The 13,024-nt window shown below is 30.0% G+C and carries 10 protein-coding genes; all 10 read left to right on the forward strand.

Going from position 1 to position 13,024, the window contains the following annotated elements:
* Nucleotides 1–245: 245 nt before the first annotated feature.
* The gene (locus tag H0I29_RS04495; RefSeq protein ID WP_218754561.1) at nt 246–824 is read left to right on the forward strand and encodes a hypothetical protein; all 579 of its coding nucleotides are present in this window, start codon (nt 246–248) and stop codon (nt 822–824) included.
* A gap of 269 nt (nt 825–1,093) precedes the next feature.
* Entirely contained in the window at nt 1,094–1,672 is a 579-nt protein-coding gene (locus H0I29_RS04500; protein ID WP_218754562.1) for a hypothetical protein, read from the forward strand.
* Nucleotides 1,673–1,927: 255 nt separating this feature from the next.
* On the forward strand, nt 1,928–2,512 hold the full coding sequence (locus H0I29_RS04505) for a hypothetical protein (protein ID WP_218754563.1): 585 nt from the start codon (nt 1,928–1,930) through the stop codon (nt 2,510–2,512).
* 256 nt (nt 2,513–2,768) lie between these two features.
* Nucleotides 2,769–3,353, forward strand: a complete 585-nt coding sequence (locus H0I29_RS04510) for a hypothetical protein (RefSeq protein WP_218731676.1) — start codon at nt 2,769–2,771, stop codon at nt 3,351–3,353.
* A gap of 293 nt (nt 3,354–3,646) precedes the next feature.
* Entirely contained in the window at nt 3,647–4,255 is a 609-nt protein-coding gene (locus tag H0I29_RS04515; RefSeq protein ID WP_218731677.1) for an RNA polymerase sigma-70 factor, read from the forward strand.
* A gap of 187 nt (nt 4,256–4,442) precedes the next feature.
* Nucleotides 4,443–5,555, forward strand: coding sequence for a FecR family protein (locus H0I29_RS04520; protein ID WP_218754564.1), 1,113 nt, complete (start codon nt 4,443–4,445; stop codon nt 5,553–5,555).
* A 1-nt stretch (nt 5,556) separates the two neighbouring features.
* Nucleotides 5,557–8,901 carry a SusC/RagA family TonB-linked outer membrane protein gene (locus H0I29_RS04525; RefSeq protein WP_218754565.1) on the forward strand — a complete coding sequence of 1,115 codons (3,345 nt, stop codon included), beginning with the start codon at nt 5,557–5,559 and terminating at the stop codon, nt 8,899–8,901.
* Nucleotides 8,902–8,905: 4 nt separating this feature from the next.
* Complete coding sequence (locus H0I29_RS04530; protein ID WP_254712697.1) at nt 8,906–10,387, forward strand: RagB/SusD family nutrient uptake outer membrane protein; 1,482 nt, start codon at nt 8,906–8,908, stop codon at nt 10,385–10,387.
* The gene (locus H0I29_RS04535; protein WP_218754566.1) at nt 10,374–11,849 is read left to right on the forward strand and encodes a hypothetical protein; all 1,476 of its coding nucleotides are present in this window, start codon (nt 10,374–10,376) and stop codon (nt 11,847–11,849) included. The genes H0I29_RS04530 and H0I29_RS04535 overlap by 14 nt, the downstream gene beginning before the upstream one ends.
* Before the next feature lie 5 nt (nt 11,850–11,854).
* Complete coding sequence (locus H0I29_RS04540; protein ID WP_218731682.1) at nt 11,855–13,000, forward strand: cytochrome-c peroxidase; 1,146 nt, start codon at nt 11,855–11,857, stop codon at nt 12,998–13,000.
* Nucleotides 13,001–13,024 lie beyond the last annotated feature (24 nt).

A 13,024-nucleotide genomic window follows, 5' to 3' on the forward strand; every position in this document is an offset into this window, starting at 1 on the left:
AAATTACTGCTATAGTTTGATGGTAAAAGCGAGTCCAAAAGGACTCGCTTTTTATGTTTATAAAACATCTAGACAAAACCTTTATTGCATAAATTAACACAAACCTACACTATATTAACATGTGTAAATCTACCAAACAAACACACTTGTTAATATAACATATAAAAACACCAATTATGATGTTTTCTAAACAAAACTTCTATCATAAATTTGCAGTGTTATTAATCATATAAATGATATATAAAATGAAAATAAAGAAAATTATATTAGTTGCTTTAATGTTCGGAACATTAATAACTAACGCAAACGAAAAAGACAATACCAATTATAAAGAAGCAAAAAAAACTGTTAAGGTTGAATTTAATAATGTAAAAAAAGGTCAGACTTTAACCATTAAAAATAGTAACGGTTTAACTGTTTACAATAATGAAATTCAAAATTCTGGAGACTATTCTAAAACATTTGATTTTTCTGCTTTAGAAAATGGAATTTACTCTGCTGAATTAAATAAAGACTTCGAAATTGTTATTAAACAATTTAATGTTGAAAATGGATTGGTTACTTTTTTAAATAATAAAGATGAAAAAATATTTAAACCAATCATTAGAACTGAAGGTGAATTATTATTAATATCAAAAATTAATTTTAACAATGAACCTTTAAAAGTTACTCTTTACTATAATGATGAAACTGTACTATCTGAAACCATATCTGGAGACAAACTTTTAAAAAGAGTTTACAAATTATCTGAAAAGGAAGTTGGTGCTTATAAAGTAGTTATTAGTTCTGATCAAAGAACTTATACAAAAGAATTTAAAATATAAAAATTTAGTTAATTGTTTCGTCAAATTACTGCTATAGTTTGATGGTAAAAGCGAGTCCAAAAGGACTCGCTTTTTATGTTTATAAACATATAGACTAAAAATATTTATTGTATAAAATTAACACAAACATATTCAATATTATCATACCTAAATTCAATACAGAAATACGATTGTTAATATAACACACAAAAACACCAATTACGATGTTTTATAGACAAAACTTCTGTCATAAATTTGCAGTGTTATTAATCATATAAATGATATATAAAATGAAAATAAAGAAAATTATATTAGTTGCTTTAATGTTCGGAACATTAATAACTAACGCAAACGAAAAAGACAATAGCAATTATAAAGAAGCAAAGAAAACTGTTAAGGTTGAATTTAATAATGTAAAAAAAGGTCAGACTTTAACTATTAAAAATAGTAACGGTTTAACTGTTTACAATAATGAAATTCAAAATTCTGGAGACTATTCTAAAACATTTGATTTTTCTGCTTTAGAAAATGGAATTTACTCTGCTGAGTTAAATAAAGACTTCGAAATTGTTATTAAACAATTTAATGTTGAAGATGGATTGGTTACATTTTTAAATAATAAAGATGAAAAAATATATAAACCAATCATTAGAACTGAAGGTGAATTATTATTAATATCAAAAATTAATTTTAACAATGAACCTTTAAAAGTTACTCTTTATTATAATAATGAAGCTGTACTATCTGAAACCATATCTGGAGACAAACTTTTACAAAGAGTTTACAAATTATCTGAAAAGGAAGTTGGTGCTTATAAAGTAGTTGTTAGTTCTGATGAAAGAACTTATACAAAAGATTTTACAATATAAAAATTTAGTTAATTGTTTCGCCAAATTACTGCTATAATTTGATGGTAAAAGCGAGTCCAATAGGACTCGCTTTTTATTTGAAATACTTTTTTACAGAAAATAAAATTAACATAAATATACTCTATATTAACTTAACGATTAATTAACATCAATCAAACATGATAAAATAATACATAAATACAGCAATTATGATGTTTTTAAAACTCAACTACCATTGTACATTTGTAGCGTTACTAACCTTTAAATAAGAAGATAATGAAAACAATAATTAAAACAATTTTAGTAGTAACATTAATGTTTGGAACATTAATTAGTTATGCAAACGACAACACGAAATCTACTAATTCAGTAGCCGTTAAAAAAGTTAAAGTAGAATTTAAAGATGTAAAAAAAGGGAATGCTTTAACTATTAAAAATGAATACGGAATAACGATATATAAACAAGTACTACAAAGTTCTGGAAACTTTACTAAGAATTTCGATTTAACAAATTTAGAAGATGGTTTATATACTACCGAACTAGAAAAAGACTTCGAAATTATTATTAAGAAACTTGAAATTAAAGATGGTTTTGTAACTTTCTATAAAAAAGAAAAGGAAGTAATTTTTAAACCAGTAATTAGAACAGAAGGAGATTTAATTTTGATTTCTAAAATTGAATTTGACAACCAACCTTTAAATGTAACTTTATACTACAATAATGACATTATTTTTTCTGATAAAGTAGAAGGAGAAAAAATCTTAAATAGAGTTTATAAATTATCTGAAACGGAAGAAGGAGCATACAAAGTTGTTATTAACTCAGACGACAGAATTTACATTAAAGATTTTACATTATAAAAATTTAGTTAATTGTTTCGTTAAATTACTGCTATAATTTGATGATAAAAGCGAGTCCAAAAGGGCTCGCTTTTTATTTTAAAACACTTTTTTATAGAAAATAAAATTAACACAAACATACCCTATATTAACCTTATAATTTATTAACACTAACTTAAACTGATAAAATACCATATAAATATACCAATTATGATGTTTTAAGAACTTAACTTCCATCTTACCTTTGCAGTGTTACTAACCTTTAAATAAGAAAAAAATGAAAACAGTAATTAAAACAATTTTAGTAGTAACATTAATGTTTGGAACATTAATTAGTTACGCAAACGACAACACAAAACCTACAAATTCAGTAGCTGTTGAAAGAGTTAAAGTTGAGTACAAAGCCGTAAAGAAAGGCGATGCCTTAACGATAAAAAATGAATATGGAATAACAATATATAAACAGGTATTACAAAGTTCTGGAAACTATACTAAAACTTTCGATTTAACGAATTTAGAAGATGGCTTATACACAACAGAACTAGAAAAAGACTTCGAAATTCTTGTTAAGAAGCTTGAGGTAAAAGATGGTTTTGTTACTTTTCATAAGAATGAAAATGAAATAATCTTTAAACCAGTAATTAGAACAGAAGGAAATTTAGTTTTAATTTCTAAAATTGAATTTGATAACATTCCTTTAAATGTAACTTTATATTACAACAATAAAATTATCCTTTCTGATAAAGTGACTGGAGAAAAAGTATTAAATAGAGTTTACAAATTGTCTGAAACTGAAAAAGGAGCTTATAAGGTGATTATTAATTGTAATAACAGAACATACAAAAAAGATTTTACAATATAAAGAGTAATTAATTTTATCATCAATCTACTGCCATACTTTGATGCTTAAAGCGAGTCTAATTTAGACTCGCTTTTTTTATAATAAATAGATATAAAAAATAAAACCTCAACAACATCCGTAATTCTATTTATAAAACATGAACTTTTTTTTTACCAATAAAAGAAAGTACAAAAAGAAAAAAATAATTTAAAAATCGATACATTTTAATTGAAATATCCATTATTTTGGTAAAAATTTTATTTTTGTTCTCTTATTACCTATTTCAACGAAATTGGTTAATTTAGGTATTCCCCATGAAAGATTATAGTAAACTCGAAATACGGCATTTTAAAAATTTTCAACTTGGTAACGAGAAGGCCTTTGAGTATTTTTTTAATAAACACCATAGTCATATTTTAGGGTTTTGCATACAATTCATTTATGACAAATCACAATCTTCAAGCATTACACAAGAAGCTTTTCTAAACCTATGGCTTAATAGAGCTAAAATTGAAAAAATAAACGGTATTGAATCTTTTTTGTACACCTTTGCTAAATCTAAATGCCTTAATACAATTAGACACAACAAAGTAAAAGAACGTTTTAAAAGTAAAACTTTAAACGATAAAGAACGTGCATTAGATCTTGATGTATTAAATGCTATTAATTTTGACAGCCTAACCTTAATGGAGTTAGAAAATTTGATTTCTGATTCTATAAAAGATTTACCAGAGAAGACAAGAGTTATTTTCTTAAAAAAACGATTTGAAAGCAAAAAAAATCAGGAGATTGCTGATGAATTAAATATTACCCTAAAAACAGTAGAAGCGCATATGACCAAAGCTTTAAAAATTTTAAGAGTAAAACTATCTGATTACCTACCACTTATACTAGTTAGCATCATCCTTGCTAACCAACAATAGCCACTATTCTTTAAAACATTTTAGTAATTCATAGTTCTAATTACAAAAACAGAATACTTTTATCCTTATTTTTAATTAATCTAAATAACTATAACATTATACCATAGGGTTATCTAAAACTGAAGTGTACTAACTTATATGCAACAAAAAGAAAGAAACACCAACATTAAATCAACATTACTTTAAAATGATTTCGAATTTAATAACAAAATATTTAAATAACGAAGCTTCCGAAAAAGAAGTTGAATTGATTTTTAAATGGATTGAAGCATCAAATGCTAACAAAAAAGAATTTATTGCCTTAAAAAAAACATGGGTATTAACTTCTGTATCAGCAAACACAGAGAAAAAAGATTGGCAAGAAGTGCAAAAGAAAATAAGAAGCACAAAAACATTTACATATAAAAAATGGCTTAAATATGCTGCCGCAATAATAATTTTTATAAGCATTGGAAAATATTATTATCACACAAGCAGTGTTAACAACAACCTAATAGAAGAAAATAGTATTGTTTTACAAACTGAAGACAAAGATAATAGCATTAAAATAAAATATGATCATGAGAATATTATAAATTCTTCTGGCCAAGTTATCGCTGAACATAATAAAGACGAAATCATTTATAAAAAAACTTCTACTACAAGTCCTACACTTTATCATACCCTAAATATCCCTTTAGGAAAAACTTTTAAAGTAAAACTTTCAGACAGAACAACAGTACACTTAAACTCTGGTACTACGTTTAAATACCCTAAACAATTTAGTACAGCTGGTAACAGACTTGTTTATTTAGAAGGTGAAGCATTTTTTGAAGTTGAAAAAGACGCTACTAGACCTTTTATAGTAAACATAGCCGATGTTGATGTGAAAGTTTTAGGTACCAAGTTTAATATAAGTGCTTATTCTAATACTACAAATTATAGTTGTGTTTTAGTAGAGGGTTCTGTAGATGTGTCTAATGAAAATTACAACTCTTTATTAATTCCTAATCAAAAAGCTAGCTGGAATAACGAAAATATACCATTTAAAATCGAAGAGGTAAATACAGATCTTTATACTTCATGGGTTTATGGAGAATATATTTTAGATGCTTCACATTTCAGCGAAATATCTAAAAAACTTGAGCGTGCATTTAATGTAAGAATCATTAATAATAACAAGCTATTAGAATCTCAAGAATTTAGCGGAACCATCAACTTTAAAAGTTCAACAATAGAAAACATTTTAGACTTACTAAAATTCGATACCTATTTTGAGTACACTATTAAAGACAACCAAATAATAATTAGTAGCAATTAATATGAAGCATATTTTTACTCCCCATATAAAAAAACTAATTCTCTCCTTAGGAATTATATTATTTTATCAAAATGCCTTTGCGCAAACAAAACCAATTTCTATCAACATAAAAGAACAACCACTAAGTACTGTTCTAAAAACAATCGAAGATCAAACATCTTATCGCGTTATTTATAATATCGCTAAAATAGACACGAATCAAAAAGTTAGTTTGGTAGCAATCAACAACAGCTTAGAAGAAGTTTTATCAAAATTATTAAAAGATACAACGCTGACATATGTAATTAAAAATAAGCAGATTTTACTTATTGAAAAACAAGCTGCTAAACCTCAAAAAACAACAAGAATCATAAAAGGAATTGTGTATATAGCAGAAGACAATTTACCACTTCCAGGAGCTAGCATTTTAATTAAAGATTCTAGAATTGGAGCAATCACAAATATGGATGGTCAATTCACTTATTTATTAAAGGGAAATGATATTGCCAACATTGTCTTAGAAGTTTCTTACTTAGGTATGAAAACAAAAACCGTTGTAGTAGCAGACCAATCTCAATTTACTTTTTATTTAGAAGAATCTAGAAATACTTTAGAGGAGGTTGTCATTACATCTTCTTATGGAACAAAAAAACTAAGAGAGGAAGTTGTTGGAAGTATAGAAACCTTAAATTCTAAAGACATTGCTATAGAACAGGCCTCTGAAAGTATTGATAAAATGGTAGACGGACAAATAGCGGGTGTTTATATAGAAAACACATCTGGTATTGGCGGCCCAGTAAGTATTAACATTCGAGGTCAAGGTAGTTTAACCCCTCTAAATGGTGCTATATACGGTACTTCTACACAACCACTTATTATTATTGATGGTGTTATTATGGCCGAAGAAATGGCGATAGATAATGACTTTTTTGACGCTAACGGAAGTTCTTCCGAAGATTTATCGAACCCTTTATCTCAAATTTCTCCAGAAAACATAGAAAGTTTTACTGTCTTAAAAGATGCCGCTGCAGTTAGTATTTATGGAGCTGATGCGGCCAATGGTGTTATTTTAATTACTACCAAGCAAGGGAAAAAAGGACCTGCAAAATTTGGTTTCTCATCACAATTAGGAGTTTCCTCTGCAATTAATCAAATTAAATACTTAAGTGGATCTCAATACAACGAACTGCGAAATGAGTATTTAAAAAACACAACAGTAGGCTACACTCCTATAGCTTATAATGGTGTAGATACCGATTGGTTTAATTTATTAAATGGTACAGGAATTTATAATAAATACAATTTTAGTGTTTCTGGAGCTTCAGAATCCTTTTCATACCGCACAAGTTTATCTTTTAAAAAAATAGATGAGCCTCAAAAAGGAAACACCAACAAACAACTAAATGCGAATATAAATTTAGGATATAAACATAAGAAATTCGACCTAAATTTAACACTAAGTCCAAGCTTCGTATCAAAAAACGCTCCAAACATATATTACAGCTATGCTTTTGCACCAAACTTATCTCCTTATAACGAAGACGGTTCTTATGCCAATGTTGGGATTACTGGCTTAGGAAATCCATTAGCAGCCATTGACCAAAACAAAAACATTTCAAACACTTATAGTATTTTAGGAAGTCTACAAGCTTCCTATCATATAACAGAAGACTTAAATATTTCCTCTTTATTTGGTCTTTCATATAGTGATAAAGAACAAGACCGCTATTTCTCGGGAGAAAATGAAAGTGGTCAAGTTAATGGTAGTTTTACACTAAATGGTACGTCGTATCCAATCTATGGCCGTCGTTTAATAAATAATAGGCACACCAATAAGTGGAACTGGCAAACACGCGCACTTTACAATAAACAAATAGACGAAAACAATGCTTTCGACGGTATCTTTGGTATTGAACTTACAAAAGAAAATGTAGACTTTAATTATGCTTCCGGACGAGGATTTGTAAACCCAAACATTATAAACGAGGTTACCGATGCCCTTCAGGATGACGCCCCATCCACAACCGAGAATGAATCTACAGGAAATCAAACTTACAGCTCGGATATTAGCAACAACTCTAAAGTTTCACTCTTTTCGCAACTTAATTACAATTACAAAAAACGCTATTTTATTCTAGCAAATTTTAGACGTGACCAAAGTTCTGTTTTCGGAGACGACACCAATGTGGCCTACACAGGAGGCGCTGGGGTAAGCTGGATTTTATCTAACGAGAATTTTTTAGAAGCTAATAATTGGATTGATTTATTAAAACTTAAACTAAGTTACGGAACTACAGGAAACTCTAGAATAGGATCTTATCGCTCTAAAGGCTTATACACCATTAATGATAATGGTTATAATAACTTAGATATCGCCTACCCATCGGCTGCTCCTAACGGTGAATTGAGTTGGGAAAAGAATAAAAAATTTAATGCGGGTTTAAACTTCAACTTTTTAAACACGGTGAGTTTAACGCTTGAATATTATTACGACGATATTCAAGATCTTATTACAAGTAGAAGTATACCTTCTGAAACCGGATATAACTCTATACAAATTAATGCTGCAAGCATGTACAACAAAGGCCTAGAGCTATCAACAAATTTTAAATGGTTTCAAAAAGAAAATTTTAAATGGACTACCTCGTTTAACATCTCTACATTACAAAGTGAAGTTACAGAACTGAAAGGATTGGGTAATGAATTTTCAGTTTCAGAAATTGCCTTAGCACAAAAAGTAGGCTACAGCACTTCTACTATTTGGGGTATTAAATGGGCAGGTATCGATCCTGCTACAGGGCGTGACTTACTTAAAAAAGATGGCGAAATTTACGACGCCATAACTTACAACAGTTTGTTTACCAGTGCCGATTGGGTTCCAATAGGTGATTATCAACCCGATGCCTACGGAGGGTTCAATAACACGTTTACCTTCAACAATAATATAAGCTTATCCATTCGAGGAAGCTTTCAAATAGGCGGTGATTATTTAGCAGAAGATGAACTTATTGCCAAATACAATATTACTTCAAACAGAAATCTATCTGTAAATGCGTACGATTATTGGAGAACTCCAGGAGATGTTGCTCTTAACCCAATTGTAACCAGCAATAACCCAACCATTTCTAACTACGATAAATACTTGTACGACGCTACGTCTTTAAGAATAAGTAACGTGAATTTAAACTATAGCTTTCCTAAAAATAGTCTAAGTTTTTTAGATGGCTTATCTGTATATACAGATGTTTCTAATGTCCTTTACTGGTACAAAGAAAAAAGTTTAAATGGCAGAAATGGTATTAGTGAATTTAGATTTACCTACCCACAAGCGAGAACAATTTCAATAGGAGTAAATGCAAAATTTTAAGGTGATGATGACACAAAAAAAACAACTAAAACAACTTTCTAAATACTTCTTAACAGTGTTAATTGCAACCTTTTATAACTGCAGTGGTTTTTTAGAACAAGAACCAGGATCTCAAACTTCTATTACCGAATTATTAAATACTACGGACGGTGTGGTAACCGCACTAAATGGTGCTTACGATAATTTAGAATCCAACGTGAGAGGCGAGCGCTATGCTACTTACGCCGATATGCAATCTGGCAATATCACCTTTACACCAACAGAAACCGGAAGTAATACTGGACAAATTACGGTGCCTTTTAATATAGAAAACGTTTACAACTTTACAGATTTAGCAGATGACAGTAATTTAGACGGGTTTTATGATGACTGCTACGATATTATAAACCAAACAAACCTTATTCTAGAATATGTGGATGCACTAACAGATTCTAATGATAATATAAAAAATCAAATAAGAGCCGAAGCCCTAACCATTAGAGCTTATGTTCACTTTATATTATCTCAAATATATGCGCAAAATTATGGTTTTACTGCAGATGCTAGTCATTTAGGCATTGTTTATAATAAAACCACTTTAACCAATGGCATCACCTACCCATCTAGAGAAACATTAGCAACAACCTATACTTTAATTATTGCCGATTTAACTTCAGCAATAAACAACTACTCCAACACTTTACTTTTAGATGGACCAACATATTCTTATTTCAATAAAGTAAGTACTCAAGCTTTACTTGCTCGAGTTTACGTTTCTCAATACGATTGGCAAAATGCTTACGATTTGGCAAATGAAGTGATTTTCAATTCAGGAAAAACACTAACACCTTCGGATGATTATATAACAGAATGGGAAAAACCAGATTTACCTATTTCTGAAGTATTATTAGAGTTTTCAATTCCGAGAGACAATGGTGGTACGGTAGGAGGCTCACTGTCGAGTTCCTATGGTTTTACCTCAACAGCAGATTATGGGGATTATGTAGCCTCGGAAGATTTATTAAACCTTTTTGAACCTAATGATTTACGTAGACAGCTATTTCTTGAAGCTAATTTACCAACCTTAATTGGTGGTGAACTAGAAGACCGCCCATATTATTTTACTAAAAAATTTCAAGATAACCCAGGCTTTATAGCTATCAGATTAAGTGAAATGTATTTAATAAGAGCCGAAGCCTCATTAGGACTTGAAAATCTAGAAGCTTGTAAAGACGACATTAATATATTACGAAGCAGAGCAAATGCCACGCTACTTACAGAGACGACAGATTTACAGGGTATTCTTCTACAAGAACGCCGAAAAGAAATGTGCTTTGAAACTCAATACTTATTCGACTTAGCAAGATTTCAACAAAATATAATACGAGGTGCAGACTGCGTATCGCAAACTTGTAACTTAAATTATCCTTCAGGAAAATATATACTTCCAATACCAAATAGTAACATTGAACTTAACTCTAATTTACAGCAAAATGAAACATACTAAAACCATATTAGCCATAGCAACTGTTTTTGCGATACTGTTTTCATGCTCTAAAAATGATGACAATACAGTTAATGACGTTCCAAGTTTTGTTCGGTTTAATTTTTTAACCAACAGCAATAATGAACCACTCGAATACCCACAAATAAGTAGCGCCATTATACCAAGTATTAATTATATAAACACAAGCATTAACACCTTAAAAGTACCTGTAACCTTAACATCTTACACATTAGAAAATGAGGTAACCGTAAATTACAGCGTTACATCTTCCTCTAATGAAGATCTATTTACCATAAGCCCATTAAATCAAGTTTCATTTCAAAACAATCAATTAACCGATACTATTTATATTAACTTCGGCAAACGTTGGTCTAGTAACGAAAGCATTGTTCTAAATATAGAATCGGTATCAGATTCTTCTATAAATTTAGGCAACTTAAATTCAAATGAAACTAATACGGAATTCACTATTAACTTAGAACCTATTACAACCACCTATACATTTCTAGAGAACAGAATTGAAATTACAGGTACACCAGGTGAAGAAATTGACTTTGCCGTAAATTTCCCTAACGGATATATTCCTTCAGAAATAGAAAATTTAGATATTTTTAGTTTTTTAGACGGATTTGATTACACTTTAACTACTTTAAATTTAGGCGAAAATAAAACATCAATTACGTATCGTTTAACGTTAAATGAAGCTATTAATAATGATGATGTTCTTTACCAAACAATCATCACATTAAATGATACAGATAATTACAATGCAACCGGAAACAAAAATTTACAAATTGTAAAACCAATTAAAACCGCTAGAGACAACTCCGTAAATATTGCCGCAAATTTTTATAATTTATCAGACAGTTTTTACAGAACTTACCTAGAACATTGGAGCGATTTTAATGAAGATGGTATTTGTGTTTGGCAATCTACATTTGCATTTACCTACCCAATTGTTGTAGATGCAACCAACCCAAATGCGGTACTTTATGATGATAAAGGAACTACAGATACTTCGGATGATATTTATCATCATGCCTTTCAAATAGGTTTCGATAGTCCTATTTCAAGCACTACAACAAACTCTTTTAATCTAAAAAGATATTTTACAAATGAAGGTACAGATCGTGTAAACTCTCCTGGTTTTAACGTAACACCGGCAATAGAATTTTTTCCAGAAAACGGAACAAGTACAACTAACGGCTCCATTTTAATAATCCCTCAATTTTTAACAATCTCTGGTACAAATGGCAATAGCTATGCTTTTGCCATTTCTGGAGAAGGTACTTACCAAGAAATTGGTGATGGAATTTTTGAACTAAAATTTAAACTAAACCTTACAAATGAGGAAGTTTTTGGAGGTACCATTACTTCTGAATATCGTTTATATAATACAGCCAATTATACGGTTCCTGAAGATTTAACTACTAACAATTGCGTTACTGAATACACACTATAATAACCATGAAAAACAACCTTATTTTAACCCTATTTATTTGCATTATTATATGTTCTTGTAAAACAGAACATAAAGAAGAGTACACCAATATTGCTAACCTAAAAGCTATTTATTCCAATGGAGACAATACTAAATGGCCTACTCCAAATTTAGATAGTACCGTAGACAAAAAAGCTTTTAAAGATATTGGAGCTTTACCAAAGTTGCAACATCCAGAATACAACCCTTTTAGTAAAGAGAAATCAAAGCTAGGAAAAACACTCTTTTTCGATCCAAGATTATCCGTTAGCGGACAAATAGCGTGTGCTTCTTGCCATAATCCAGAATTAGCTTGGACTGATAATTCTACCCGTTCTTTTGGTCACGATCGCCAGACAGGAGCAAGAAACTCTATGACTATTTTAAATGTTGGTTTTGCACACAGTTTGTTTTGGGATGGTCGTGCTTCTAGCTTAGAAGATCAGGCTAGATTTCCTATTGGAGATCCTTTAGAGATGAATGAAAAACTGAATATTGCTGTAGATAAAATAGCAAAAATAGAAGGATACAAACCTTTATTTAAAGCCGCTTTTGGTAATGATACCATTTCATTACAACGTATTCAGTATGCCATAGCAACCTTTGAACGCACCGTAAACAGCTACAAAACAAAGTTCGATAAGTTTGTTGAAGGAGATTCTACCAAACTTAACAATCAAGAAGTTTTAGGCTTACACTTATTCCGCACAAAAGCAAGATGTATCAATTGCCATAACACCCCTTATTTTTCAGACAACCAATTTCACAACGACGGACAAACCTTGTTTGGCACCAAAGATGAAGATTTTGGTCGCTACAACGTTACCAAAAACATGGATGATATTGGAAAAATTAGAACTCCAACATTAAGAGAAGTTGCCAGAACTGGTCCTTGGATGCATAATGGACACTTCCCTAGTTTATTAGATGTTGTTCAATTTTACAACCTTGGAAACCCTGCGGTTGTTCAGAAAAAATACTTAGGTAAAGGGCGAGACTCTTTAATACCTACAAACTCACCTATCTTAAAAAAATTAAATCTAGAAAAAAATGAAATTGAAGCCTTAATTGCCTTCATGGAAACCTTGTCTTCTAGCAGAGGGAGAACTTTAATACCTAACCTTCCTAAGTAATATTAATCAATTTTAAACACTCAC

The sequence above is a fragment of the Polaribacter sp. R2A056_3_33 genome (genome assembly GCF_019278485.1).
Lineage (GTDB): Bacteria > Bacteroidota > Bacteroidia > Flavobacteriales > Flavobacteriaceae > Polaribacter.

What these genes read in the sequence shown, in the direction of transcription:
- H0I29_RS04505 (WP_218754563.1), top strand. Translation starts at nt 1,928, where the DNA reads ATGAAAACAATAATTAAAACAATTTTAGTAGTAACATTAATGTTTGGA.
- H0I29_RS04530 (WP_254712697.1), top strand. Translation starts at nt 8,906, where the DNA reads ATGATGACACAAAAAAAACAACTAAAACAACTTTCTAAATACTTCTTA.
- H0I29_RS04500 (WP_218754562.1), top strand. Translation starts at nt 1,094, where the DNA reads ATGAAAATAAAGAAAATTATATTAGTTGCTTTAATGTTCGGAACATTA.
- H0I29_RS04525 (WP_218754565.1), top strand. Translation starts at nt 5,557, where the DNA reads ATGAAGCATATTTTTACTCCCCATATAAAAAAACTAATTCTCTCCTTA.
- H0I29_RS04495 (WP_218754561.1), top strand. Translation starts at nt 246, where the DNA reads ATGAAAATAAAGAAAATTATATTAGTTGCTTTAATGTTCGGAACATTA.
- H0I29_RS04515 (WP_218731677.1), top strand. Translation starts at nt 3,647, where the DNA reads ATGAAAGATTATAGTAAACTCGAAATACGGCATTTTAAAAATTTTCAA.
- H0I29_RS04535 (WP_218754566.1), top strand. Translation starts at nt 10,374, where the DNA reads ATGAAACATACTAAAACCATATTAGCCATAGCAACTGTTTTTGCGATA.
- H0I29_RS04540 (WP_218731682.1), top strand. Translation starts at nt 11,855, where the DNA reads ATGAAAAACAACCTTATTTTAACCCTATTTATTTGCATTATTATATGT.
- H0I29_RS04510 (WP_218731676.1), top strand. Translation starts at nt 2,769, where the DNA reads ATGAAAACAGTAATTAAAACAATTTTAGTAGTAACATTAATGTTTGGA.
- H0I29_RS04520 (WP_218754564.1), top strand. Translation starts at nt 4,443, where the DNA reads ATGATTTCGAATTTAATAACAAAATATTTAAATAACGAAGCTTCCGAA.